This is a genomic window from Marinomonas rhizomae (genome assembly GCF_024397855.1).
GTDB classification, from domain to species: Bacteria; Pseudomonadota; Gammaproteobacteria; order Pseudomonadales; family Marinomonadaceae; genus Marinomonas; species Marinomonas rhizomae_A.
Genome location: NZ_CP073343.1, coordinates 3167975 through 3194627, shown reverse-complemented (window position 1 = coordinate 3194627; position 26653 = coordinate 3167975). Strand labels below are relative to the sequence as shown.

The following is a 26653-nucleotide window of genomic DNA, read 5'->3' as shown; positions in this document are numbered from 1 at the left end:
GTTTAACCTTACAGCTTTATGTATGCTGTTCGACCAATGGGTTTTATTACGTTGGAAAAGTGGGAAAAATTTTCCGAATGACCTGCAATATAAAGTCCGCCAGGTCGAAGCTTGGCGAGTAACTTAGTTAATATTTTTGCTTGAGTGTCTTTATCAAAATAAATCATCACGTTACGACAAAAAATAACGTCCAAATTCGGTTCTATTGGAAGGTTTTCGTCTAGTAAATTAACGCGGATGAATTCGATCATATTACGTAATTCAGGAACGACTTTAGCGAAGCCTAGGTTGTTGCCTTTGCCTTTAACAAAGAAACTTTTTTTGTCAGGTAAAGCCTCCACTTTTTCTAGTGGGTATTTACCTGTGTTAGCGGTTTCGAGCACTTTACTGTCGATATCTGAAGCAATAATCTCAACATTATGATCGAATCGACCATAGGCTTTTACTAGGCTCATGGCGATCGAGTAAGGTTCTTCACCTGTACTTGATGCCGCGCACCAAATTCTTTTAACCGATTCTCCTTGGTTTATATATTGCGCCAAAATGCTGAAATGGTGCGGCTCTCTATAAAAAGAGGTTAGGTTTGTTGTTAAAGCATTGATAAAGTTTTCTTGTTCCTCAAGATTGTCTTCTAAATACTTTAAATACTCTTTGGTGTTTTTTAATCCCAGCTTTCGAACTCTAGGAGCTAAGCGGCTGTATACCAAAGACTCTTTCGAGTCGGCGAGGTTTATCCCTGTCAGTCCGACAAGGATAGTACGCACCTTATTAAAGTCACTTTGTGTGAACCCAAACTCCCTTTCCATAAGCTTTAGAACTCCTCCCAACCATCGTCCTCATCATCTATCTGAGGTTTTGGCAACGGTTTTGCTTTTTTAACTGGAGCTGACGCCGATGGCAGTTTTTTCATGGCAGAAGGTTTTGAAGGCGCAGGTTTCTTCACATGGGCGATTTGTTTTATGGGTTGAGATTGATGATCCGCACTTAATTCAAACTGATTCACATTACTGGTTAATTGATCTGCTTGGCTTAATAAGCTTTCAGCTGCCGCTGCCGCTTCTTCAACCAGTGCTGCGTTTTGCTGTGTCATTTCATCCATTTGGCTCACAGCTTTGCCTATTTCATCGAGTCCAGATGATTGCTCGGCTGATGCACTGGCGATTTCGGCCATAATGTCATTAACCTGTTTGATCGCAGAAACCACCTCTCGCATGGTATTTCCTGACTTATTAACCAGATCATTACCATTATTAATTTTCGTTGCAGATTCAGAAATGAGATCTTTAATGTCTTTCGCAGCATTGGCTGAGCGTTGTGCTAAGGTTCTTACTTCCGATGCAACAACCGCGAATCCACGACCTTGTTCGCCAGCTCTTGCCGCCTCAACCGCCGCGTTAAGTGCTAGGATATTGGTCTGGAAGGCAATGCCATCAATCATGCCAATAATATCGGCAATTTTTTGTGAGGACTCATTAATCGATGCCATGGTTTTAACAACATCTTCGATTAAGTGACCACCATCTATTGCGACTGTTACAGCATTGGAAGCCAGTGTATTTGCTTGCTTAGCACTGTCGGCATTTTGACGAACTGTTCCTGTTAACTCTTCCATACTCGATGCTGTTTCTTCTAAGCTAGAAGCTTGTTGTTCAGTACGGTTAGAAAGGTCTGTGTTGCCATTGGATATTTCACGAGCACCGGTATACACGGCGTCGGAAGCATTTTTAATATTAATGATGATCTCTGTCATGGTATCAAGAAGTGAATTCACACCTAATGAGATACTCAGCATCATGTCAGATTTATCTTCAGTAGCAACGCGCTGAGTGAGGTCATTATTCACTGCCGCATCAATGGCTGCGTTGACTTGACTGACAGTGAGTTGAAGTTGCTGTTCGGCTTCTACTTCAGCGGTAATATCCGTTGCGAACTTCACTACTTTATATGGCGTGCCGCTTGGGTCTCGAATAGGGCTGTAATTAGCTTGTATCCATATTACTTTGCCGCTTTTGTGAACTCGTGGGTAACGTCCGATGAAATGCTCACCGTTGGCAAGACTGCGCCAGAAATTTCGATATTCTTCGGACTTTTTGTATTCAGAGTCGACAAACAGGCTATGATGTTTACCTTCAACTTCGCCTAGGGAATACCCGAGCGCGTTCAAAAAGTTATCATTTGCAGAAATAATCGTTCCATCAAGCTCAAAGGAAATAACCGCTTGGGACTTAGATATTGCGTCTAGTTGGCTCTCATAATCGCTATTTTGTTTTTTCTTTTCAGTGATGTCAGTTGCAAATTTAACGACTTTGTATGGCTTGTTATTAGCGTCAAAAATAGGGTTGTAGCTTGCTTCAATCCATATGATTTCACCATTTTTAGTGTAACGACAGAACTCACCGCTATGGAATTCACCATTACCCAGTTTAGCCCAGAAGTCTTTGTACTCACGGCTATTTCGGTATTTGTTATCAACAAAAATACTATGGTGTTTGCCTTGAACTTCTTCTAAAGAATAACCAAGCGCATTAAGGAAATTGTCATTGGCAATCAAAATATTGCCATGTAGATCAAATTCAATAATGGCTTGAGAACGAGTCAATGCATTTAGTTGACCTTGAGCATTTACCCAGTCGTCTTTGGCGATAATCATTTGATTATCATCTAATCGCTTTGAAAATAGGCTTTTTAACATGGTAATAACCCTTCCTAATGTATCCTGTTTGGTTTGAAGCCTTGAAGGCCAACTGTGAATAATGTTTGTTTTTATGCGCCTTCGAATACGCCTATTTCATCGCTGGATATGAGCTCTTCTATATCGACGATGATAACCATTTGGTCTTCCAATGCGGCAAGCCCATGTAGGTAACGGCTATCGAAAGCCACACCAAATTCAGGTGCTGGTTTAATATCTTCGGCTTCTAGGTTCATGACATCTGAAACGCCATCGACCACAATTCCCACAACACGATCATGCACGTTTAGCATGATCACAATGGTCCATTCGTTATAAGTCGCTTCGCCTATATTGAACTTAATTCGTAAATCAACAATTGGTACGATATCACCACGTAAATTGATAACACCTTTAATATAACTGGGGGCATTTGCGATTCTAGTTGCCGGTTCGTAACCACGAATTTCTTTAACCGTCATAATATCAAGCGCATAATTTTCATCGCCTAATACAAATGTTAAGAACTCTTTTGCAGGCATTGAAGACGGATTCCCCTGCTGAAGTATTGTCATAATAAATGCCTCCTATAAGTCCGACTTAATGAATTGCGTTATTGAATCGATATCTAAAATCAACGCCACACTGCCATCACCCATTATGGTCGCCCCTGCAATTCCTTCCACACGACGATAATGTCGTTCTAAGTTTTTAATCACCACTTGTTGTTGACCTAAAAGGGAATCAATTACTAAGCCAAATCTTAGTTTTGATGTTTCAACTAGAACAACAATGCCCGTTTCTAGGTTGGTTGCTGTTGCGCTTCCTCCCAATATTTTTCCAATATCAACAAGAGGCCAATACTCGTCACGAACCCAAAGTAGCTGCTTTCCTTTAATGTGCTTAATTTGTTCGGCGACGGGCTGAATGCTTTCAACAATGCTGACGAGAGGGATAATAAATACCTGGTTTGAAGCCTCGACTGTCATACCGTCAAGAATGGCCAATGTCAGTGGTAAGCTGATTGTAAAAACTGTGCCCACTCCAGCCGTTGAGCTGATGCTGATACGTCCACCCAAAGACTCAATGTTTCGACGTACTACATCCATTCCGACTCCTCGGCCAGAGACATCAGTGACTTCTGCCGCAGTGGAAAAGCCCGCTTCAAATATAAGCTGCCATACCGCGCTGTCTGTTAAGGGTTCAGGTAATGAAATTTCTTTTTCTAATGCTTTTTCGATGATTCGATCTCGATTTAGGCCCGCGCCATCGTCTGTAATCGTGATAACAATTTCGCCACCTTTTTGGGCTGCCGAAAGCTTAACAATACCGGTTTCATTTTTATTGGCTTCTAAGCGTACCGATGGCATCTCAATGCCATGGTCGACGCTATTTCTTATTAAATGTAGAAGAGGATCGGATATTTTTTCTACTAGGTTTTTGTCAATTTCCGTATTTGCGCCTTCTATTACTAGGTTTATTTTCTTTTCTAATTTGCTTGAGAGATCTCGGACTAATCTTGGAAAACGGTTAAATACAAATGAAATTGGAAGCATACGAACTGACATGACGGCTTCTTGAATTTCTCGTGTATTTCTTTCAAGCTCGATTAACGCTGACTGCATTTTATCTGCGATGCTTTCTTGTACTTCACCGCCAATCAAATTCAACATGGATTGGGTAATAACGAGTTCGCCAACCAGATTGACCAATTTGTCGATTTTATTTGTTTCTACTCGAATGCTTGATGCTTCCGATTTTGTTTCTGATGCTTTATTTACAGGGGCTTTTGCTACCGCTTTTTTTTGTCCTGACGTTTGTAATGGGGTTGTATTTGCTTGAGGCTCTAAAGGCTCACTCAGGAAGGCTTCATTAAAGAACCCATATCCGATGTTGTCACCTTGTTGTGGATTTTCATCCATTCCAGCCGTCGCAGTGTTATTGTCAGGCTCACCCATATTTTCTTCAAAAAAGCCAAAGCCAATATCTTCCTCGTTAGACTCTTTTGTATTATCTAGGTCCTTATCATCGTCATCAAAAAAGCCGAAACCTTGCTCTTCTTCATTGTCATTTTCGTCATCTTCAAAAAAACCAAAGCCTTGCTCTTCTTCATTGTCATTTTCGTCATCTTCAAAAAAACCAAAGCCTTGCTCGTCGTCGTTTTCTCCTTCGTCATCATCAAAAAAGCCAAAGCCCTGATCTTCTTCCTCTTCTAAAAGGGCGTCGACTTGTACCCCTGAGCCTGTCACTTCTTTTAATGTCGCCCCTAATCTTTGCTTACTTGCCTCAATAATGTCCCAATCAATCTCGGTTTCTTCACGATAGCTGCTCAGAATACTTTTTAATACATCCGTTGTTTCTAGCAAAACTGTGATGAGGTCGTTGGTTAAGGTCAGCTCATTATTTCTCGCAGAGTCCAGCATGTTTTCCATAACATGAGTTAACCCTGTCAAAGCTTTGAAGCCAAAGATGTCGCTGCCACCTTTAATGGAGTGAGCGGCACGAAAAACACTATTAAGCTCTTCCATATCGGGGGCATCGATATCATAGGCAAGTAAGAGCGTTTCCATGGTTTCGAGGTGCTCTTGTGCCTCCTCGAAAAAAACCTCATTGTATTGACTTAAATTATCCATACTGTCTCTCAATGAATTTGCAAAATGAGACTCTTAGCGAAGCACTTTCGAAACGACTTCAAGCAGCTTTTTAGGATCAAATGGTTTAACCATCCAACCCGTTGCTCCGGCTGCTTTGCCCTTCTGCTTCATGGTTTCACCTGCCTCTGTTGTTAAGACAATCAGTGGAACCCGAGCATAACTTGACATCGCACGTAGCGACTTAATTAAGGTGAGTCCATCCATGTTTGGCATGTTTTGATCTGTTAGAACGAAATCAAACATTTCACTTTTACAAAGGCTTAGTGCCGCTTGGCCATCATTGGCAGTTTTTACAGCGTATCCAGCCCCTTTTAAAGTCATTTCCACCATTTGGCGAACAGAAGGGGAGTCATCTACGACAAGCAGTTTTTTACTCATAATTCATCCTAGTATCGTAAGGTTGTCTGTGTTGTGTTGGTGTTTTGATCATAAGAGAAGTCATGGCATAGGGTGTTTATAATGCCTAAGCCTCGACCGTAAGTTTGATCATTCGAAGTGGTTATTTCTTTATCAATTTGATAGCCATTACCAGAGTCTGATACGGTTAATAAAAGCGCTTTTTGTGATGACACCCAACTAACCGATACAGTAATTTTTTGATCGTCACGCAGCGTATTAATGGCTGCCGTTCTATTGTCCAGATATGAAATAAAGTCGATCTTCTTCAAATTGGATTGAATGTTTAAAATGCCGTGATCAACAGAGTTGACAATGAGTTCCGTCAGTACAGTAAATACTTTTTGGCAAAACGACTGTGAAAAGCCATAACTTTCAAGTAGCTCTACTAGCTTTAAAGTGAAATGATCATTCAGCAGTGAGTTCCCAAAGAGCTCAAAGTTAAATGAAAAGTTTCCCTTTGGACTTGGTTTTTCAACTGGACTGTCTGAGAGTTCTTTTCTTAGCGCCTCTAGATTTAAACTGCATAAGGTCATGTCATCATGACTGATGGTTAAATCAGCTTCCATGGTATGCATGCGAGATACCATGTATTCTGGATCGTTAGGGAATTCAGCAATAAGGGAATAGGCATCATCAAAACTGATCATTTTTTCTAGGTGGCGTTTGTTTTCAATTAAGCCATCACTAAAAAATGAAATATATTCAATGCTATCCAGTGGGAAGACTTCAAATTTAGTGCTGATGTCGTTGGTTGGAAGAATACCTATTGCCATATTTTTCGCAGGTACTTTATCGATTAGGTGTTGCTCTTTATCGAAAAGAAGTACATGCGGCATTCCGCCATTCCAGATACTGATGGTTTTTTTTGATAAGGATATCTCGATTAAAATACAGGCAAAAAAACGGTTGCTTGGGACGGTTTGAGAATGTTTGTCACTTAGTTCTCGTAAAATAGCACCAGGAGATAACCCCTTTGCTACCATAGCGTTAAAGGTCACAACCATTGGATAAACAGTAATAGCAGCAGCCATACCATGACCAGTAGCATCACCTAACATAATAATGAGATTACCGTTTGGTGATTTTGCTGATATGAGAATGTCCCCACAAAATCTTCCGCTAGAAAGCGTCGCCACATTCACCCCTTCAATTGAGTGAGAATGTGTATGTAATATATGATCATAGACAAAAAAGGCGAGAGCTTCTTCTTGCTCTTTTTCCTGCATGATACTGAGATAGTTTGCATTGGCCCTAAATAGGGCTTGTTCCACCTCAGACCAATCCAGAAAGCTTTGTACCTTGTTCGATAAAAGCAGTGGTTGAATGGGTTTGTGGATAAAGTCTTTTACACCAGCTTCAAACAAACGCGCCATATGGTCACTATCATATTCCGCCGTCATCATCAGAATCGGCGCCATTGGATAGAGTTGGCGAATCTGTGGAATTAATTCATCGGATATTCCATCCGGCAAATGAATATCTAATAAGAAAAGTTTTATAGATTTATCACCAAGGCAGTGGCGGGCTTCTTCCAGTGTCGTTGTTGAAATCACCTCAATACCCTTGTTCTTAAGTGCTTTAGACACTATCAAACGAGTTGAAGCGTTATCTTCTAATAAAAGAACATTGCCTATTTTATTCATAGCTAAATAGTTTCTCAAAATTAGCCATGTCTAGAATGTCTTTGGCGGTGCCATTCACATTTCGAATAATACCCTTTCCTGCATTGGTGCTAAGCTGACGATGTAGAAGCACCATCATTCCAAGTGCTGAGGAGTCTACATAAGTGACGCGAGAAAAATCCAAGACGATTTTTTTTGTGTTTTTTAATGCTTCTTCATAAGCTTTGGTGAACCATCCGTGCGTACTAAAATCAAACCTTTCAGGCATATTAATTACTACAAAATCTGACATGCTTACCTCTCGTCCTTATTTAAAATAAATCAATGTCGCCGCTTTCAATGTTTTGCTGAGAAACAGGGTTGTGTTTTTGTTGGCTGCGTTGTTTGATTGTTTCTAGTTTATCCCTTAAAACATGTTCTATATTGTCTGGAGACTCATTGTTAATAGAGTTTAATTGCTCGCCCATAAAGTTTAATACTCCAAGGGTGTATTCAATATTTTGTCCGTTAATATCGTCAAACTGTAAGGCTCTGGTTGCGTCGAAGATGGCGGACTCTAATGATTTTGCAAGGTTTTCTAGCTCCACTGTGACATTAGCATCGCCTTCCGCTTTAGCGACGATATGCTCTAAAGCGCTGTTCATGGTTTTTTTAGATTCCATAATGTAGGTCACATCATGGGCCGCTAATCTTTCCATTGATTTGGTTAAATCAGAGACTTGATCTTGGATTTTTTTGAGGCGAGATTGAATAGCAACACTAAAGCCTGAAGAGCGATTGGACAGTGAGCGAACTTCATCGGCAACCACGGCAAAACCACGGCCAGCTTCGCCTGCTCGTGCTGCTTCTATCGCTGCATTAAGTGCTAAAAGGTTAGTTTGATCTGCAATATCATCAATGTCTTTCAAAGCTTTTGCGATTTCTGGCATTTCATCGTGTATTTCGTTTACTTTTGATAGTAGCTCCATAGAAGAGGCCGACATTTCAATCGTACTTTCGATGAATTTATCTAAAGTAGATGCCGTTTGAGCCGCAAAGTCGCGCATCACTTCACTGTAATATTTATTATCATCGCTGTCTGTTTCCACTAAGTGATGTATACAAGTGGCTTGCTGTTCGATGAGTGAATTTGTTTCTATAAATGCGTTGTTGAGTACTTCGACTGCATTTTTTTGCGTGGCAAGAACATTACTAAGGTCATCTGAGCAGACGGTTAATAGAGGTACTAAATCCCTACTAAAAAGTGCTTCAGGTATAGATACATGATCAGGTTGAAGTGGTGTATTTACTGATGCGTTTTCAGGCTGAGAAGGTGATAAAGGTTGGACTTTTTTTGAGCGCGATAAGAGTGTTGGAATAAACCCAAATACCGCAAGAACAGCAATGGCTTCCCACATCAAAGATTCATAAATCAAAATTCCCGCTAGAATTAATGCAAGACAGTGGCAAAGAAGAAATCGCAACATTTTTATCCTTAAGTTGTTTGTATCATTCAACAAAGTAAGTGTAGTCAATAAAATAAATTTTTTTAAAAATTACTAATAAAAAATTAATAAATTATTTTTTGAGTATAGTAATAACCAATTTCTTGTACATACCGCTTTTCAAATTGATACAAAACGCTATGAAACGTGACAAAGCATTGATACAAAAATACATTTTTTGAATGTCACTAACGCATAAGAAATGGTGCGGTGAATGGATGGAGCAAAAGTGTGAAGAGATAAAGGTATGAATTTATTAGGCTTAAAATGTGGAAAAGTGAGACTGTAATTCAGGCCTGTTCAGTTTTTGGAAGTTAGTCATTTTTTACTATACGTCGTTGTATCAAGGCTTCATGTTTACTTTTTCTCTGTGTGCTGTATTTTTCTACTCTCAAACACCGTTATTAGAGATGTCTATGTCTGCTTTATTTCACTATGCTTTTCATGTTACCTCCTTGGAAGAAACACGGCTTTTTTATACTCAGGTTTTAGGCTGCACTGAAGGTCGCAGTGCTGAGACTTGGGTGGATTTTGACCTCTACGGTCATCAATTGTCTTTGCATTTAGGTGAACCCAGCCCGACGACAAATACAGGTAGAGTAGGAGATCATCTTGTTCCTATGCCTCACTTTGGTTTGATTTTACCGCTAGATGAATGGCAGAAAGTGGCTAAACGCTTAAGCGAAGCCAATGTGGTATTTGACCTTGCTCCAAGCGTTCGCTTTGAAGGTCAGCCAGGTGAGCAATGGACTCTGTTTTTTAAAGACCCGAGTGGCAACGCCATTGAATTGAAAGGATTTAAAGACTTAGCTCAGGTGTATGAACAATGATTCCTTTTGTTAGTCGTGCCGATTTGGCTGAACAGAGTATTTGGATTAAGCATTTATCAGCGGCTATGCCTGAAGAAGTGATTGTCCCTTTTGCCGATTTAACGCCGGAGCAAAAGCGGCAATGTGATATTGCTATTGTCGCTAATCCAGACCCTAATGATCTACTTTCATTACCTTCATTACAGTGGGTGCATAGTGTTTGGGCCGGTGTTGAACGCATGATGAATGAGTTATCCTCACCTTCGTTTTCGATAGTGCGGCTAGTCGATGCTAAGTTGGCCGAGACGATGTCTGAAGCGGTCTTGGCTTGGACTCTTTACCTTCATCGAGATATGCCAAGTTATGCCAAGCAGCAGGCACAAAAATCTTGGTTTCAAAAACCGATGGTGCGTGCTCAAGATCGTCGAATCGGTGTGCTCGGGTTGGGGGAATTAGGACGAGTAAGTTCGCAGCGTTTGGTTGCCAATGGTTTTCCCGTTGCTGGTTGGAGTCGTCATGAAAAGCAAATCGAAGGTGTTGAGTGCTTTCATGGTGAAGAGGGGCTGGCTCTTTTATTGAAGCAAACTGATATACTTGTTTGCCTTTTACCTTTGACGCCTGAAACAAAGGGCTTATTAGATCAGCAGCATTTATCGCTTTTACCAATTGGAGCCAGTTTGATTAATTTTGCTCGTGGGCCAATTATAGATGACGAGGCTTTGCTAAATAAGCTGGAATACGATGAGTTATCCCATGCTGTTTTAGATGTTTTTGCGCAAGAGCCGTTGCCAGAAAATCATCCTTATTGGTGCCATGATAGCGTGACTGTTCTGCCACATATTTCTGCGCCTACGAACCCTGTTAGCGCAAGTGACATTGTCGCTAGGAATATTCAGCAGTATCGATTGACTGGGAACCTCCCTCCGGCAGTAGATAAACGTCGTGGTTATTAGTGAAATAGTGCCAAATAAATCTAAAAATGGAGTCTGACATGCCACATTGCATTATCGAATACAGCCAAAATTTAGAGCAAGAAGTACCTCCAGTCGATCTTCTTGAGGCTGTCAAAGGCGCTTGTATTGCGTCGACCTTGTTTGCTGAAGAAGATATCAAATTACGTAGTTTCCCCTATAAGAGCTTCTTAACGGCAGGTAAGGAAGATGCTTTTGTCCATGTTGTTTTACGAATACTTTCAGGGCGAACCCTTGAACAAAGAACGCAGCTTTCTCATTTGGTTCTAGAGTCTTTAACACAATTTTCATTAAAGGATGTTAGCTTTTCGGTGGAGGTGTGTGAAATGGAACGAGACACCTACGCAAAAAAGGTCGTTCTTTCCCAATAAGATTATACGTTTGTATTAAGAAGGTTTTAAAAATGAAAGCCATTGTATGCTCAATGATGCTTCTTCCGAGTTTGCTTTGGGCTGAAGTGGGAGCAAGTTCTCTAGATAATAAATCAGACAGCGGCTTTTTTAGCACGTCCGATACGACGACCGAAGAACAGGTAGATAGCCCTTATTCTCCTGAAGAGCCTGAAGTCCCTGAATCTATTAGTAAGCGAGCTAAAGAAGATAATGGATTACTGCAGCAAAGAGAGAATAGAGAGCAGGCGACGGTGAATAATCCGTTTGTTTTAACGCCCCATAAACCCAATTATTTTCTACCCATTGCTTACACCTCGAACCCTAACGATCGCGCTTTTTTAGGCGATGCTAGCGATTCGGAAAGTCTACAAAGTGTCGAGTTTAAGTTTCAATTTAGCCTTAAATTTCCTGTGGCATATGATGTTGTTGGTAAAAATAGTAGCTTGTGGTTTGCCTACACTCAGCAAGCTTACTGGCAGGCCTATAACAGTAGCATTTCAGCACCTTTTCGCGATACTAATCATGAACCTGAAGCCTTTATTGTTACCAAGCCGAAACACGGTTTTTTAGGTATTAAGCCAAACTATGTCTCCTATGGTTTTGTTCATCAGTCTAATGGTCAGTCAAATGAGTTATCTCGTTCTTGGAATCGGTTTTATGTGGACTTCTTGTTTGAATATGAGGATACCGCTTTTTCCTTTAAACCTTGGTATCGGATTCCTGAAAGCTCAAGGGTGGACGATAATCCCAACATTGAAAATTATTATGGCTACGGCGAGCTCAATGTCATACATGTTATCGATGATTATACTATTGACGTAATGCTGAGAAATAATCTTAAGTCATCCGATAATAGGGGAGCGGTACAGGTAGGTTTTACGTTTCCTTTGTGGGGGAAAACACGCGGTTACATTCAATATTTTAATGGATATGGGCAATCTTTATTGGATTATAACCATCAGACTCAGTCGCTTGGCATCGGTATTATGCTGACCAATTGGTTGTAACATTGGCTGCGTATATCATCGTCACTGAAAGCTTTTAGTCATCTTTTTGTAATGATTGTGTAATTTTTAGCTTTTAAGGTGGTTATAAATCTAACCTAGGAGCTAAACCATGAAGTTGAAATTCTTACCTATTGCAACCGGCCTAATTGCATTGTCTCTGTTGACTGCTTGCGGTGAAACGGTAAAAAAGCAAGACACTATGCCTACCGCTGAAACAATGTCTTTGAACAATGGTGATTTGTACGAAGTGCATCACGAAGGTCGTATTTATGTTTTTGACGATCGTGGTGTGTATGAAGACTTTTTGCAGGTAGGTGAAACATCTTATCGTAAAGTGCGCATTGGTGATGGCCCAAAAGGTGAAACCATTGTTTTCGGTCTAACTAATGCGGATAAGAAAAAAATGTCGGGTATTGCAGCTGTTGAAATGTATGACGGCGAGCTAAAAGCGGCAGACTCTTTCTACGGTGAAATGCGTATCGAAGGTCGTATTTATGTGTTTGGTTCATTGCAAGAAATGAATGATGCTCGCGCTGTTGGTGAAGTGCCTCTTCGCTATACCGATATCGGTTCTGGCCCAAAGGGTGAAACCGTCGTTTACGCATTGAACGGTAGTAACAAAAAAGTGAAGCCAGAAGCAATGATCGAGAAGTTTCATAAAATGAATCACATGAATTAATCATGGCAATCTAAGATCGCAAAAAATACCTCGCTGTGTCGAGGTATTTTTTTGTCTCGACTTTATGGTTTAGGCATGTCACTAAGTTGTCATACTAATGCCACAGAACGGACATTTTACTGGTTTATGTTGAAAGTATGATAAAACCAGTGAGGTGATAAGTATGAATATATTTCAGAATATCCACGCCGTAGATGTACAGACTTTTTCTTGGTGTATGGCGAGAAAGCATCGCGCCACATTAACTCGTATTGGTCGTGCTGTTTCATTTTCAGCGGATGGGCCGTTTTATGCCATACTGGCGCTGCTGCTTTGGTTCGCTGGAGAGCAGATGCTGACGCTTATATTGGTATTTGGTTTTTTAATTGAGAGAGCTTTATACCTCTTGCTAAAACGCGGCTTCAAGCGTCATCGCCCAGCAGATGCGCTCGATAATTTCAACAGCTTTATTATTCCCGCCGATCAATTTTCTTTTCCATCAGGTCATACATCCGGGGCATTTTTTATGGCCTTTTGTTTATCTGGGTGGTTTCCAAGTATGAATTTAATCTTCTATTTCTGGGCGGTAAACGTAGGATTGTCACGTATTTTTCTTGGTGTTCATTTTCCGACAGATACCGTAATTGGCGCCTTGTTAGGTACGGCCTGTGCTGCATTAGCGATAGGGATTTTAGTATGAAGATATTGTATGGTGTTCAAGGAACAGGGAATGGTCATATTACTCGCGCTCGAGCCATGGCGGTTGAGATGTATGCTGCAGGCATAGAGGTTGATTTTGTTTTTTCAGGTCGTCCGCCAGAAGATTATTTCGATATGGCCGTATTCGGTGATTATCGAACGTTTCAAGGCTTGAGTTTTGTTGCTCGAAATGGTCAGTTGGATCTGTACGCGACCTGCAAGAACGCTAATTTTTTGAAGCTATACCGAGATATTCGTACGATTGATACTCACGGTTATGATTTGGTGATCACGGATTTTGAGCCTATTGTTGCTTGGGCGGCTAAACGTCAAGGTGTTCCTTGCGTCGGGTTTGGCCATCAGTATGCCTTTAAGTACGATATCCCGCGTTATAAAAAGAATTTTATAGCCCAATGGATTATGTCAAATTTTGCGCCTGCAGCAACTCAGTTAGGCGCACACTGGCACCACTTTGGTCATCCTATTTTGCCGCCACTGATTCATACGCAACAAATAAAGAACATGGCGGACCCAGAGCAGGTTTTGGTCTATCTGCCTTTTGAGAACAGTGAGGCGGTGTTAGATTGGTTAGAGGGGGTGCAGAATTATCGTTTCCGCCTTCATTGCAAGGATATTGAGCCTGGACTTTATGGCAATGTAGAGGTTTTTCCTTTTAGTCGAGAAGTCTTTCAAAAGAACTTAGGTGAGTGTGAGTCTGTGCTGTGTAATGCTGGATTTGAATTAAATTCAGAGGCCTTGCAGCTTGGTCGTCGCATTCTCGCTAAACCTTTGAAAGGTCAAATCGAGCAACACTCTAATGCCATCGCGTTAGAGTTTTTAGAAATAGCGAAAACGAGCGATGTATTGAACTCGCAAATCATTCAAGAGTGGCTAGAAACAAGTAGAGTCATTCAGATTTCTTATCCCAACGTTGCTCGAGCTGTTGTTGCGTGGTTGCAATCTGGTGACGAAATTAGTGTATCGGATTTGTGTGAGTCTTTGTGGCAGCAGACTCCTAATTTGCGCGGTATTAATTTCAACTATAGTAAGCAATCCGCAATCGATAATACTAAGAGGATAAAAAGTGTTACGGCTTAAGAAAATAGGCCGTAACACTTTTTATTTACCGTTAAGCACTCAATGTCTTTTTAAAGAAACTAATAGTGCGCTCCCAGGCAAGCTCTGCGTTTTTCTCTTGATAACGGGCGGTCGAATCATTATGGAAACCATGATTCGCGTTAGGATATACATACGCTGTGTATTCCACATTGTTCGCTTTTAATGCTTTCTCATAAGCTGGCCAAGAGTCATTCACTCGTTTATCCAACTCTGCAAAATGCAGCTGTAGTGGTGCTGTAATTTTATCTATGTTGGATTTTGCAGGTGTACCGTAATAAGGTGCACCTGCATGAATAGTGTCTGGCATTGCTGCTGCTAAGGCATTTGTCAAATACCCTCCATAACAAAATCCGACCATGCCTACTTTTCCAGTACTCAATTCATGGTTTTTCAGCAGCGTTGCGGCATCCATAAAGTCCCCTTCGATTTTATTTCCGTCCAAGGTTTTTTGCATTGCACGACCTTCATCGTCATTACCTGGATAACCACCTAAAGGGAAGAGAGCATCAGGAGCAAAAGCGATGAATCCGGCTTTTGCTAGCCGTCTTGCAACATCCTCTATGTATGGGTTGAGGCCACGGTTTTCGTGCGCAACTAGAACGGCTGCCGCTTTGTTATCGGCATTAACATTTTTGGGAATGACTAAATAGCCACGAGCTTTACCATGTCCGTTCGGCGATTCGTATTCAACGTAACTCGCCGTAATATCTGGATCATTAAATGACACTTGTTCAGCCAATGCGTAATTTGGCGTTAGTGCACCTGCGACGACAGAAAGGGTCAGTCCCGTCACGCTAAGTGTGCCGAGACGAGACAAGAAAGTACGGCGATCTATATCGCCATGGGCGTATTCATCGTACCAGTCGAATGCTTCTTGAGGGATCTTTTCGCTTGTTAACGCTTTATTAATGGGTCTTTCTGTTGGTAAAGTCATCGCAATTCCTTCTTTAAATTTATAGAGTGAAATTCAGCAACGCATCTTCCTTAGAACTTATTAATGGAAAGTGGTTCAATGGATACGTGGGAAAAAAGATCTTAGATGATATTAATTGATCTTTTTTTTTAAACGGTACGTATTTAAGCTAGCAGAAAAATCCAGTGTTGTTATAAACAAACTATCAATACTGAATCGATAGTATTTTTTCATGTGGTTAATGACAATAACTCAGTAGGAAAGGACACTAATGACGCGTAAAATGCCAATTATTATTACCGGCGGAGGGCAACGTCTAGGTCTTGCTTGCGCTAAAGCGTTAGTTGCTCAAGGATACAAGGTGGTTATCACCTATCGCAGAGAACGAGAAGATATTGCCATCTTAGAAGAGCAGGGGATTTCTTGCATACAAGCGGACTTTTCTACTAGTTCTGGAGTGGATAAATTTATTAAAGTTATAACGGATCAGTATTCTGCGCTTGGCGGCATTATTCATAATGCATCCGAATGGGAGTCTGAAGACGGTTGTTTGGATACAGCGTTATTGATGGAAAAAATGTGGCAAGTTCACGTATTTGCTCCTTACCGTATAAATCTGGCTTTCGAAGCATTATTATGTGCAGGTTCTGAGCAAGATGGGCAAGCAGATATTATTCACATGACGGATTATGTGGTTGAAAAAGGCAGTGATAAACACATTGCTTACTCAGCCAGTAAAGCAGGCTTGGCGAATTTAACTTGCTCGTTTGCTAAACGATTTGCACCTCGAATTAAAGTTAATTCGATCGCTCCATCACTTTTAATGTTTAACAGTAGTGATGACGTCGAATATAGGAACAAAGCATTGAATAAATCCTTGCTGCGCAAGGAGCCAGGGGAGCAAGAAGGTGTGCGAGCGATACAGTACATATTAGACAGTCGCTACATGACAGGTCGAACCTTGTCACTTGATGGAGGCCGACATTTGGCGTAGTTCGCCAAATAGGACTTCTTTTTTGAACGCCTTCATGTCACGAGACAGGGTTAAGCAACTTAGGACAAACATATGAAAGCTAACACAGCTGAACAAACAAATTTAAACCGCCTTGCGTTGTCTGATGAGGCGATAAAAGTACGCGATGCTCTTATCAACAGCGGTCTAGAAACCCCGATGATTGATAACGGTTTAACGAACGAAGAAAAATACCAGCGTATCAAAAGTGCATTCGAAGATGTAGTGTCAACGCTTGGTCTGGATTTGACTGATGACAGTCTGGCTGAAACGCCACACCGTATTGCCAAAATGTACGTGAAAGAAATTTTTTCTGGTTTAGATTACGCGCAGTTTCCAAAGATCACCGTTATTGAAAATAAGATGCAAGTGGATGAAATGGTAAAAGTGAGCGATATCAGCTTTACCAGCACTTGTGAACATCACTTCGTGACGATTGATGGTTTAGCCAAAGTTGCTTATTTGCCTAAAACTAAGATCATTGGTTTATCTAAAATTAATCGTATTGTGCGCTTTTTTGCCCAGCGTCCACAGGTGCAAGAGCGTCTGACTCAGCAAATTTTAGTGACCTTGCAAGCCTTGTTAGAAACAGACAACGTTGCGGTGAGCATCAGTGCTGTGCATTATTGTGTTAAAGCCCGAGGTGTTATGGACGCAAGTTCTTCAACTCAAACGACAGCTTTGGGTGGATTGTTTAAACGCAGCGACAAAACGCGTGGTGAGTTCCTTGCAAGATAAGAGCCTTGCAAGATAAGAGTAGGCAAAATAGAGCTAACTCTCCTCGCTAAGTAGTAATTTTAATAAAAAGAGTCTATTCATATAGGCTCTTTTTTTATGGGACAAATTAAGGCAAAGTGTTCCTGTATATGCGCTATTAGGCTTTGAGGCATTTGATATGACGGATAAAAAAACAGTTTGGTTTCCAGCGAAAAAGAATGGCTTGGGTTGGGGGAAGCCAAATACATGGCAAGGATGGGCGGTTTTAGCGTTATATCTGCTGGCGGTCGTTGTTATTAGTATTGTTAATGATCCAAAAACTGAGCTGCTTAAATGGGCTGTGTCCGTTGTTGTTAGTACGCTTATTTTGATTGCTTGCTATTACTGGAAAGGGGAAGCGCCAAATTGGAAATGGAAGACGATAGAAAAAGAAAAACGTAAATGGCGTTAGGCCGTTATTTATAAAATAGATACGTTCAAATAAGCAAATTTTAATAAGGATATTTAGAGTGCGCACATCAGGCGTTTTGTTATTTATTGCTTATTTAGGCTTCATTAGTTTGGGCTTACCAGACGCCGCCCATGGTATCAATTGGCCATTTGTTCGTACGGAATTTGGTGTTCCTACTGGCTGGCTAGGTTTGGTCATTGCAGCTGGTGGCGTGGGCTATTTAATGTCGAGCTTTTTAGTCGGCTATTTAATGACCCGCTTTGGTGTGGGTTGGTTATTGGTTGTCAGCAGCTTGCTGGTAAGTTTTGGTCTATTCGGATTCTATTTTAGTCCTTCTTTTATTATTTTTGTCTTGTCCTCTATCGTCATTGGTATGGGGTCAGGCGCTATTGATGCTGGGCTTAACGCCTATGCAGCAGAGCATTTTTCAACTCGTCATATGAATTGGTTGCATGCTGCGTTCGGTGTTGGTGCAACCGCAGGTCCGATTATTGTCACAAGTGTTTTGGTTAGCTTTTCCCAGAACTGGCGTCTGGGTTATGCCGTTCTCGCGACAATATTATTTGTCATGGCTGTGGTGTTTGTATTTAGTCGGCACCTTTGGGAAAGTGAGAAACATAGCCCTAAAAAAGCCGATACTAAAGTCGATGGTACGCCAGCAATTACGCAGCTTCAGGCATTGAAGCATCCTGTTATTCGCTTTCAAATTGTGTTTTTCTTTTTATACGCTGGTGTTGAAGTTGGTGTTGGTCAGTGGGCGTTCACAGTGATGACCGAGTCTCGAAATATCTCGTTAGCCAGTGCAGGGACTTGGGTTGCCGTTTACTGGGGAGCTTTGGCGTTTGGTCGTGCTATTTTTGGTTTCTTAGTGGAGCGTTTTTCTGTCGATCAATTATTGCGTCTTTGTTTGATTGGTGTTGCTTTAGGCGCACTCTCTTTTACGATGAGTGGGACGCCATATACGAGCTATTTTGGCTTGGCATTGATGGGGTTCTGCGCTGCACCGATTTTTCCTTGCATGATTTCGCAAACGGCAGCGCGAGTTGGTAAAAGGTATTCTGTCCATGCGATTGGCTTTCAAATGAGTGCCGCAGTATTTGGTGCTATGACCTTGCCATTCTTAAGTGGTGTGATTGGCGGACATTTTGGACTGACCTTGTTAACCGTCAGCTTTCTGTTTTATGCATTGTTACTGTTTGGTTTGTTTCAGGTGATTTTAAGGCGTGCAGCCTGATCTCAGATCAGGCTTTGGTAGACAACTAAATCTAATCGTTTTCTTGATCTAGCGTGTTACGTTTTAATAAATTTGGGAACAGATACATCCAAATACCGACGACAGCAATGGTTCCCACTCCGCCAATAACAATGGCGGGAACCACACCGAACCAAGCTGCGGTGACCCCAGATTCAAATTCCCCTAATTGATTGGAACTGCCAATGAAAACCGAATTGGCAGCACTGACTCGGCCACGCATTTCATCGGGCGTTTCTAATTGAACCAATGTCGAGCGGATGACCACACTTATCATGTCGGATGATCCAAGCAAGATGAGAGCGATCATTGATAAAATCAGGTTCTCGGATAAACCAAATAAAATCGTTGCGACACCAAAAATAGCCACGGCAGCAAACATGATTTTCCCGACGCTGTGGGTTAACGGATGACGTGCTAAGTACACTGACATGAGTAATGCGCCAAGTGCTGGAGCGCAGCGCAATAACCCCAAGCCCCATGGCCCCGTATGAAGTATATCCTTGGCAACAATGGGTAAAAGAGCCGTCGCGCCACCTAGGAGAACCGCAAACATGTCCAGAGACACGGAACCAAGAATGACCTTGTTACCGCGGATAAAGCTTAAACCACCGAATAGATGTTCCATGCTGATTGGCGACTTACTTTTTACGGTGAAGTTGTAATGTAAGAAAAACATGATGACGCAAGAGACTAAAAAGCAACTCATGCTAGAAAGGTAAAGCGTAGTTGGTCCTAAAAGATAAATTAAGCCCCCAAGCGCTGGCCCTGCAATGACCGATATCTCTCGTGCAGAAGCGATAGCACTAATGGCGCGAGATAGTAATTCATTGGGAACAAGATTTGGAAGAATGGCTTGGTTCGCTGGCATTTCAAAGGCCCTTGCTGTGCCTAGTAGAGCAGCGCAAAGGTAAATCATATTGGCTGAGATGCTTTCAGTCATATTTCCGTACGCTAGAATTCCAACTGTCATTGCCATAGTGAAACGCGTACAAACACAAATAAGTCGACGGTTATAGCGATCTGCGACGTGCCCTACGACCAAGGTTAATAGTAGTTGCGGGAGAAACTGGCAAAGCCCCACAAGCCCTAGTGCCATTGGGCTATTGGTCAGGTCGTACATTTGCCAGCCAATCCCCACACTGAGCATCTGGAAAGCAAAGGAAGACGCTATTTGACCGATCCAAAAATGGACAAAATTAGGGTGCTTAAAAAGAGGCTGCATGATTTCCTTTCTTTATTTTCTGAAACAATGATGAGTGGTTTTATAGCTGATCGACTTTTTGTGTTTAGCCGTCGCTATTAGTAGGGAGGGCGCACTGATCGTTAAGTCAGATTTTACGTGTTTTTTTATTCTAGGTGCAAAGATAAAGCCGTATTTATATCGTTGTTTTATTGATACTTATTATTTTTGATTAGAGTTTTTGACCATAATACCCAGAAAAAAACACCAAAATATGATAATTTATTGCTCACTTTATCAGGATGATAAATAACCCCTTTTTAAACGCAAGTTTGCCTTGGTAAGTTTGTTTAAGTGGGTCTGCTGTATTGGCAGACTGAACTGCTGGTTTATTTTTTAAGGACATGCATTGATTAACTCCGAAACTTATTCTTCCCTTCATGAGCGCTTGTCTCGCTGGCTGTTGTTATTTTGTTTAATAGCGGTAGGGATTGGGCAATCTTTTATCTTTACGTCTTTACCACCAATAGGTCGTGAAATTGGTCTTGCTGATGTCCGGATTAGTACACTGATCACCGTTGGTGCCGCCACTTTTGTGGTTGCGGCTTTTCTGTGGGGAAGCATTATCAACAGAATTGGCCGAGTGCGTTCGGTAATTATCGGCATGAGTTGCTACGCTGTTACCATTGGCACTACAGGTTTTGTGCTTCAGGAAGCATTGGCAAAACATTTAACCGCGGAGCAGACATATTTTAGTGTGTTTGTTTTGCGAATTATTTTTTCGCTAGGAATCGCTGGGATTTTACCTTCTATTCAAACCTATTTGATTTCGCACACAGATATTAAGCATCGCAGTTCGACCATTGCGATGATTGGCGCTTCTTTTAGTATTGGGATGATTTTAGGTCCTGCGTTTGCGTCTTTGTTGAGTGGTTTAGGTCTTACAGCGCCTTTTTATATTATTTCTTTTTTAGCTGGTTCGTCAGCATTGCTGGTGGTGTTTTTTGTCAAAGATACCAAGCATGTTCGTCAATTTGTGAAACCTCCCAAAATTAATTGGTTCACCCAGCCAGTCATGCCGTTCTTGTTTATGTCCTCTTTGTCGATTTTATCTATGACAGGCGTGCAGCAAATTATGAGCTTTTTGATTCAAGATAGGTTTCAGCTTGATGTTGCTCAAACAACCCATCAGTTAGGGTTTGCTATGATGACCATGTCTTGTTTTAGTATTTTGGTGCAGATGATATTGGTACCGCGCTTCCAGCTTGGCGTAGTCACTTTGATTTTCTCTGGTGTGGGGGTTGGAATAGTGGCTCAGCTAGCGTTTATCTTTTTGGATTCTTATTTTGGCGTGCTGGTTGCCATGGGGTTATTTGGTGCCGGTTTTGGTTTCTTATTTCCAGGTATAGTGACCGCGCAAACCTTGTTGGTAAAGGACGATCAACAGAGCCGATTAGCCAGTATGAATGCATCAATGCAAGGGCTTGGTGCTGCCTTGGGGCCTGTCACATTGGCTTCTTTGTATCAGCTTGGTCAATTGGTACCATTTTTTGGCTTAACGTTTGCTCTGATCTTTATGTTGGTTGTTTTCATGTACTGCAAAGCAAAATTAGGACACGCTTTTTAGTTTTATATTCTGTTATGAATTGAGTTGAGTTTGAGTCACTTGGCGTGGTGATATCCCAAAGTGTTGATGGAAGCGTCGACTAAAGTGACTCAAACTTAAGTAACCTAGTTCATAACTCACTTCTGTTACTGAAGATTTCTCTTGTAAGCGCTGGTAGGCGCGGCTCATCCTTCTTTGGTGTTGGTATTCTAAAGGTGTGCAGCCTAGTTGGCGTTTAAAATTTTCGTAGAAGCGGCTTCGGCTCATGCAAGCCATTTTAGCCAGCTGATTGATATCTAATGGTTGGGCTAGGTTTTGTTCTATCCATTGGATAACACAGGTCAAGCCATTTGCATCAGGTGCGCGTTGGGTGAAGCGCAATAGTGCGTCTCGGCCGTGATGTCTGAGTATGCGAGTGACCAGCTCGCTGACCCCAAAGTCGACGAGCAAATCTCGGTCTGGATCATTGCGCAAAAAATCACTGGTAAGACGATCGATGACTTGTTGAGTTGCTTGGGTGTGCAAAGTATGTAGGTGTTGGTTGGGATCCAATGTCACGTTAGTCGGCAGAGACTCTACCATAATGTCATTCATGCGATCGCAAATTTGCGCGACTCGTTCTTGCGAAATAGCGATGGTGAGACAAGTGGTTGGGTTATGAAACTCGGCTTCGGGGAAGTCGATAAAGACTTCCTCCTTAGGTGCCAAAATGAAAGATTCATGGGGTAGAAAAGGTATATTGTCATGGTCTTTTGTGTGCATGACCTTTGCGCCTGTCACCATTCCACAATAAAGCAAGGACTCGGCTTTTAAGCTGACTTTTTGGGCTTGCTCATAAGTATCGTAGATACTCAATTCAGAGTGCGGCCCAGCAAAACACACACGGTTTTCGACCAGCTGAATGGGGGCGCGTTTATGTTGCTGTAATGTTTTTTCTGTCGAGATAGAACGACTCATTAACACACCTCTTTTATCTTCATATTGTTATTTTAATAGTGTGGCGTGGTGAATTCTCTTTTACTCATCATCTCTCTTGCTTGCTCAAGGGTCAATACAAAAGCAGCGCAGAAATGGATCGCTAGACAAGTTTCATGGACTCACAGGCAAGTTTTCTTCTTTCTTTCTTCCTACTCTTAGTCACAAGGTTAAAAACAAAAACAATGGAGATACTATATGATCTACGCACAACCTGGTACTAACGGTAGCCTTATTACATTTGAAGCCCAGTACGGTAATTTTATTGGCGGTGAATGGGTTGCTCCGGTGAAAGGCCAATATTTCGATAATATCAGTCCTGTTAATGGTGAAGTATTTTGTCGAATTCCTCGCTCTACTGAAGAAGATATTAATCTAGCTCTAGATGCGGCCCATGCTGCTCGAGCGGCTTGGGGCAAAACGTCCGTCACCAATCGCTCTAATATATTATTGAAAATTGCCGATCGTATTGAACAAAATCTAGAAGCGCTGGCGGTTGCCGAAACATGGGATAATGGTAAAGCGGTTCGTGAAACTTTGAACGCTGATATCCCTTTGGCCGCTGATCACTTTCGATATTTCGCTGGTTGTTTACGTGCGCAAGAAGGTAGTACAGCTGAACTAGACGAACACACTGTGGCGTATCACTTTCATGAGCCATTAGGCGTTGTTGGTCAAATTATTCCTTGGAACTTTCCAATCTTGATGGCGGCATGGAAACTGGCTCCAGCACTTGCGGCGGGTAACTGTGTGGTTCTAAAGCCAGCAGAACAAACGCCAGCGTCTATTCTTGAATTGATCAAAGTCATTCAAGATCTATTGCCACCAGGCGTACTTAATATCGTTAATGGTTACGGTAAAGAAGCGGGCGAAGCATTAGCGACTAGCAAGCGTATTGCCAAAATTGCCTTTACCGGATCGACGCCAGTTGGCTCTCATATTCTGAAATGTGCGGCTGAAAATATCATTCCGTCTACGGTTGAGTTGGGCGGTAAATCGCCAAACATCTACTTTGCTGATGTTATGCAACACGAAGAGTCTTTTATTAGTAAATGTGTTGAAGGTTTGGTGTTGGCTTTCTTTAACCAAGGGGAAGTGTGTACTTGTCCTTCTCGAGCTCTGGTTCATGAATCGATTTATGACGAGTTTATGGCGTTAGTCATAGAACGTACCAAAACCATTAAACGTGGTAATCCATTGGATACCGATGTGCAAGTGGGCGCTCAGGCATCCAAACAGCAGTTTGATAAAATAATGAGCTATATCGACATTGGTAAAGCTGAAGGCGCGCAATTGCTGATTGGTGGTGGCATTGAAGCGGTAGATGGTTTAGATAAAGGCTTTTATGTACAGCCAACTTTATTCAAGGGCTCTAACGACATGCGTATCTTCCAAGAGGAGATTTTTGGGCCAGTGGTCAGTGTGACAACCTTTAAAGACGAAGCGGAAGCGCTTGCTATTGCCAACGACAGTGAGTTTGGTTTAGGTGCAGGGGTTTGGACAAGAGATACTAACCTTGCTTATCGTATGGGGCGTAACCTTGAAGCGGGTCGTGTTTGGATGAACTGTTATCACCAGTATCCGGCTCATTCCGCTTTTGGGGGGTATAAAAAATCGGGTGTTGGTCGTGAAACTCATAAGATTGCTTTAGAGCATTATCAACAAACGAAAAACATGTTGGTTAGCTATGATGTAAACCCATTAGGTTTCTTCTGATCAAGACCAACGATTAGATTGTGGGTTATGAATGTAACCCTTAGAAAAATGGAAGAGCCAAAAGACAGCAGTCTTTTGGCTCTTTTTTTACTTCTGAATTTTAGATTAAATTAATGTTTGTGCTTTTTGATTTCACCTGATTTAAGGCGAGACATATAAGAGTTTAGCTCTTTCTTAACAATTGGCATTAAGCAATATAAGCCAATGATATTGGCAACGGCCATGGCGAAAATTGCGGCATCAGAGAAGTCGATAACCGGTCCTAAACTTGCGGCAGCACCAATAATGACAAAGACACAGAAGATGATTTTAAATGTTAATTCGGCTTTTTTTCCTTCACCAAATAAATAGGTCCAAGCTTTTAGTCCGTAGTAAGACCAACTAATCATGGTTGAGAAAGCAAACAGAATCACCGCAATCGCCAGTATAGTAGGGAACCAACTAAAGGCAGAGCCAAAGGCCGCAGACGTTAACGCAACACCAGACGAGCCATCTGCCGTCATGATGGTTCCGCTTTCGTTCAGGATGTACATACCTGTATCAGGGTTAACCATTAACTGCCCAGTAATGATGATGACAAGCGCGGTCATTGTGCAAATCACAACGGTATCAATGAAAGGCTCTAATAAAGAAACAAAGCCTTCTGTGATTGGTTCATTAGTTTGTACTGCTGAGTGAGCAATAGCTGCAGAACCAACGCCCGCTTCATTCGAAAACGCGGCTCGTTTGAAGCCCTGAATCAAGGCACCGACCAAACCACCGGCGACGCCTAATCCGGTAAATGCGCCTTGGAAGATCTGCCCAAATGCCCAGCCAATTTTGTCTGCGTTGACGAGTAAGATCACAATCGCGGCACCAACGTATAAAATGCCCATGATAGGAACGATTTTATCCGTCACACGAGCGATCGATTTTATGCCACCAACAATAACCACAAAAACCAGTGCAGCAAAAATGATACCGGTAATCCAACCAGGGTAGTCACCAACTACTTGAGTCAACTGGGCATGGGCTTGGTTCGCTTGGAACATATTACCGCCGCCTAAAGAGCCCAAAATACAGAAAATAGCAAAAATTGCCGCAAGCAGTTTGCCACCGGGAATGTTGCGTTCTTTGAAGCCTTTGGATATGTAATACATCGGGCCGCCAGACACGCTTCCATCTTTGTATTCGTTACGGTATTTTACCCCCAAGGTACATTCTGTGAACTTTGACGCCATACCCATAAGGCCTGCGACAATCATCCAGAATGTTGCACCGGGTCCACCAATAGAGACAGCCACTGCAACCCCAGCAATATTACCAAGTCCAACAGTGCCGGAAAGGGCGGTTGCCAATGCTTGGAAATGGCTGACTTCACCCGCGTCGTTTGGATCGGAATAATCGCCTTTTACCAAAGCGATAGAGTGACCAATACTGCGGAACTGAACAAAACCAAAGTACAGAGTGAAAATAGTTGCCCCTGTTACTAGCCAGAGAACTATCCAAGGAAAGCTGGTACCTGGAAGTGGTGCAAAAATCAAATTTACAAACCAACCTGTAGCGTTACCAAACGCTTCATTAACAACAGCGTCAATGCTTTCTGCTGCCTTTAATGAAGAGCTTAACCCGAATAGAATCAGGGTATTTAACACACTAAATAAATAGGTAAATTGTTTCATAGTATACTTTCCCTTAGCTGACGACGGTGACTGGGACATTCGCACTCATAACCAAGTTGGCCGTTACACTGCCGAATACTCTTGCGCTTAAGCCTTGTTCTGTAGATCTGGCTACCACAATTTGTTCAGCATTATTTTCGACTGCGATGTTGTTGAGTATGGTGGCGGCTTTGCCAAATTTGACTGCACCAGAGGCTTTGATACCAGCTTCTTTTAAGGCATTGATAGCTGGATCTATTACACGTTCTTGGGCGTTTTGGGTTTCAATTTGCTTTTGTTTTTTACGAAGGGAGTTTTCTTCTGGGGTTTGGAAAGTGTACGGAGACCATTCAACGACACATATTAGTTGTAGTTCGCATTCACTCCCTATAAGTGTCGCAAGCCGCTTTGCGTAGGATAAGGCTCGATTACCGGCTTCACTTCCATCAACACCGACAATGATTGTTGCTGACATAGACAAGTCCTCTTTTGGGTTGGTTAGTCTTTAATGGTAGGCGGTTTTCAGGGTTAAGCAATTTTTATACAGCTCGACTTTGTCAGCTTAGGCCTTGAAAGCAGAGTGTTGATTTGACCATCTAGGTTTGACTGATTTGTCTTGAAGCGCCAAAAAATTGCCTTTTTCCTGATGTCTGCTTTATCCAGTAAAAAAACGTCTGTTTCCAATTGGAAACTTTGTCTTATA

26 protein-coding genes are annotated in these 26653 nt (G+C 41.9%); 13 read left to right on the top strand and 13 right to left on the bottom strand.

All coding sequences use genetic code 11. From position 1 onward, the window contains the following. Positions 1 to 8: 8 nt before the first annotated feature. The 8 genes from KDW99_RS15055 to KDW99_RS15020 all read right to left on the bottom strand — a co-directional run bounded on the left by KDW99_RS15055 (position 9) and on the right by KDW99_RS15020 (position 8314). Complete coding sequence (locus KDW99_RS15055; protein WP_255825834.1) at positions 9 to 806, bottom strand: CheR family methyltransferase; 798 nt, start codon at positions 804 to 806, stop codon at positions 9 to 11. Positions 807 to 811: 5 nt separating this feature from the next. After that, positions 812 to 2692: a methyl-accepting chemotaxis protein gene (locus KDW99_RS15050; protein WP_255825833.1), complete on the bottom strand. Its 1881-nt coding sequence runs from the start codon at positions 2690 to 2692 to the stop codon at positions 812 to 814. Between the two features lie 71 nt (positions 2693 to 2763). Beyond that, positions 2764 to 3246: a chemotaxis protein CheW gene (locus KDW99_RS15045; protein ID WP_255825832.1), complete on the bottom strand. Its 483-nt coding sequence runs from the start codon at positions 3244 to 3246 to the stop codon at positions 2764 to 2766. Between the two features lie 12 nt (positions 3247 to 3258). Continuing rightward, positions 3259 to 5304 (bottom strand): chemotaxis protein CheA, encoded by a 2046-nt coding sequence (locus tag KDW99_RS15040; RefSeq protein WP_255825831.1) that lies wholly within the window; start codon positions 5302 to 5304, stop codon positions 3259 to 3261. Positions 5305 to 5337: 33 nt separating this feature from the next. Continuing rightward, positions 5338 to 5703 (bottom strand): response regulator, encoded by a 366-nt coding sequence (locus KDW99_RS15035; protein ID WP_255825830.1) that lies wholly within the window; start codon positions 5701 to 5703, stop codon positions 5338 to 5340. Positions 5704 to 5711: 8 nt separating this feature from the next. Next, positions 5712 to 7367: a SpoIIE family protein phosphatase gene (locus KDW99_RS15030; protein ID WP_255825829.1), complete on the bottom strand. Its 1656-nt coding sequence runs from the start codon at positions 7365 to 7367 to the stop codon at positions 5712 to 5714. Continuing rightward, positions 7360 to 7638, bottom strand: a complete 279-nt coding sequence (locus KDW99_RS15025; protein WP_255825828.1) for an STAS domain-containing protein — start codon at positions 7636 to 7638, stop codon at positions 7360 to 7362. The genes KDW99_RS15030 and KDW99_RS15025 overlap by 8 nt, the downstream gene beginning before the upstream one ends. Positions 7639 to 7657: 19 nt before the next feature. Continuing rightward, entirely contained in the window at positions 7658 to 8314 is a 657-nt protein-coding gene (locus tag KDW99_RS15020; protein ID WP_304941384.1) for a methyl-accepting chemotaxis protein, read from the bottom strand. Positions 8315 to 9246: 932 nt separating this feature from the next. Between KDW99_RS15020 and KDW99_RS15015 the strand changes: the two genes are divergently transcribed. The 7 genes from KDW99_RS15015 (at position 9247) to KDW99_RS14985 (ending at position 14464) form a co-directional block, all read left to right on the top strand. After that, positions 9247 to 9660 (top strand): VOC family protein, encoded by a 414-nt coding sequence (locus KDW99_RS15015; protein WP_255825827.1) that lies wholly within the window; start codon positions 9247 to 9249, stop codon positions 9658 to 9660. Next, complete coding sequence (locus KDW99_RS15010) at positions 9657 to 10592, top strand: 2-hydroxyacid dehydrogenase (protein ID WP_255825825.1); 936 nt, start codon at positions 9657 to 9659, stop codon at positions 10590 to 10592. Before KDW99_RS15015 ends, KDW99_RS15010 begins: the two co-directional genes overlap by 4 nt. A 38-nt stretch (positions 10593 to 10630) precedes the next feature. Continuing rightward, positions 10631 to 10981, top strand: a complete 351-nt coding sequence (locus KDW99_RS15005) for a 5-carboxymethyl-2-hydroxymuconate Delta-isomerase (RefSeq protein WP_255825824.1) — start codon at positions 10631 to 10633, stop codon at positions 10979 to 10981. Positions 10982 to 11013: 32 nt separating this feature from the next. Then, entirely contained in the window at positions 11014 to 12009 is a 996-nt protein-coding gene (locus KDW99_RS15000; RefSeq protein ID WP_255825823.1) for a phospholipase A, read from the top strand. A gap of 109 nt (positions 12010 to 12118) precedes the next feature. Beyond that, entirely contained in the window at positions 12119 to 12688 is a 570-nt protein-coding gene (locus tag KDW99_RS14995) for a hypothetical protein (protein ID WP_255825821.1), read from the top strand. Positions 12689 to 12851: 163 nt separating this feature from the next. After that, positions 12852 to 13367: a phosphatase PAP2 family protein gene (locus tag KDW99_RS14990; protein ID WP_255825820.1), complete on the top strand. Its 516-nt coding sequence runs from the start codon at positions 12852 to 12854 to the stop codon at positions 13365 to 13367. Further along, positions 13364 to 14464: an MJ1255/VC2487 family glycosyltransferase gene (locus tag KDW99_RS14985; RefSeq protein WP_255825819.1), complete on the top strand. Its 1101-nt coding sequence runs from the start codon at positions 13364 to 13366 to the stop codon at positions 14462 to 14464. Before KDW99_RS14990 ends, KDW99_RS14985 begins: the two co-directional genes overlap by 4 nt. 31 nt (positions 14465 to 14495) lie before the next feature. Here KDW99_RS14985 and KDW99_RS14980 read toward each other — a convergent pair whose 3' ends face one another. Further along, positions 14496 to 15419 carry a dienelactone hydrolase family protein gene (locus tag KDW99_RS14980; protein ID WP_255825818.1) on the bottom strand — a complete coding sequence of 308 codons (924 nt, stop codon included), beginning with the start codon at positions 15417 to 15419 and terminating at the stop codon, positions 14496 to 14498. Between the two features lie 250 nt (positions 15420 to 15669). Between KDW99_RS14980 and folM the strand changes: the two genes are divergently transcribed. From folM to KDW99_RS14960, 4 genes are all read left to right on the top strand, one after another. Further along, the gene (gene folM, locus KDW99_RS14975) at positions 15670 to 16392 is read left to right on the top strand and encodes a dihydromonapterin reductase (protein ID WP_255825816.1); all 723 of its coding nucleotides are present in this window, start codon (positions 15670 to 15672) and stop codon (positions 16390 to 16392) included. A gap of 72 nt (positions 16393 to 16464) precedes the next feature. After that, on the top strand, positions 16465 to 17148 hold the full coding sequence (gene folE / locus KDW99_RS14970; protein ID WP_255825815.1) for a GTP cyclohydrolase I FolE: 684 nt from the start codon (positions 16465 to 16467) through the stop codon (positions 17146 to 17148). 157 nt (positions 17149 to 17305) lie between these two features. After that, the gene (locus tag KDW99_RS14965; protein ID WP_255825813.1) at positions 17306 to 17578 is read left to right on the top strand and encodes a hypothetical protein; all 273 of its coding nucleotides are present in this window, start codon (positions 17306 to 17308) and stop codon (positions 17576 to 17578) included. Between the two features lie 58 nt (positions 17579 to 17636). Continuing rightward, complete coding sequence (locus KDW99_RS14960; protein WP_255825812.1) at positions 17637 to 18812, top strand: MFS transporter; 1176 nt, start codon at positions 17637 to 17639, stop codon at positions 18810 to 18812. A 31-nt stretch (positions 18813 to 18843) separates the two neighbouring features. On the opposite strand, the gene KDW99_RS14955 is transcribed toward KDW99_RS14960, so the two are convergent. Continuing rightward, entirely contained in the window at positions 18844 to 20055 is a 1212-nt protein-coding gene (locus KDW99_RS14955) for an MFS transporter (protein ID WP_255825811.1), read from the bottom strand. Between the two features lie 367 nt (positions 20056 to 20422). Here KDW99_RS14955 and KDW99_RS14950 point away from each other — a divergent pair, with 367 nt between their 5' ends. Continuing rightward, positions 20423 to 21640: an MFS transporter gene (locus tag KDW99_RS14950; protein WP_255825810.1), complete on the top strand. Its 1218-nt coding sequence runs from the start codon at positions 20423 to 20425 to the stop codon at positions 21638 to 21640. A gap of 12 nt (positions 21641 to 21652) precedes the next feature. Here the strand turns inward: KDW99_RS14950 and KDW99_RS14945 are convergent, their stop codons facing one another. Further along, complete coding sequence (locus tag KDW99_RS14945; protein ID WP_255825809.1) at positions 21653 to 22576, bottom strand: AraC family transcriptional regulator; 924 nt, start codon at positions 22574 to 22576, stop codon at positions 21653 to 21655. Positions 22577 to 22792: 216 nt separating this feature from the next. Between KDW99_RS14945 and exaC the strand changes: the two genes are divergently transcribed. Beyond that, a complete protein-coding gene (exaC, locus tag KDW99_RS14940) occupies positions 22793 to 24310 on the top strand; it encodes an acetaldehyde dehydrogenase ExaC (protein WP_255825808.1) in 1518 nt (505 codons plus the stop codon). A gap of 110 nt (positions 24311 to 24420) precedes the next feature. Here the strand turns inward: exaC and KDW99_RS14935 are convergent, their stop codons facing one another. Both KDW99_RS14935 and KDW99_RS14930 read right to left on the bottom strand, forming a co-directional pair. Then, complete coding sequence (locus KDW99_RS14935; protein ID WP_255825807.1) at positions 24421 to 25971, bottom strand: alanine/glycine:cation symporter family protein; 1551 nt, start codon at positions 25969 to 25971, stop codon at positions 24421 to 24423. A 13-nt stretch (positions 25972 to 25984) separates the two neighbouring features. Then, positions 25985 to 26425 carry a universal stress protein gene (locus KDW99_RS14930; protein WP_255825806.1) on the bottom strand — a complete coding sequence of 147 codons (441 nt, stop codon included), beginning with the start codon at positions 26423 to 26425 and terminating at the stop codon, positions 25985 to 25987. Positions 26426 to 26653 lie beyond the last annotated feature (228 nt).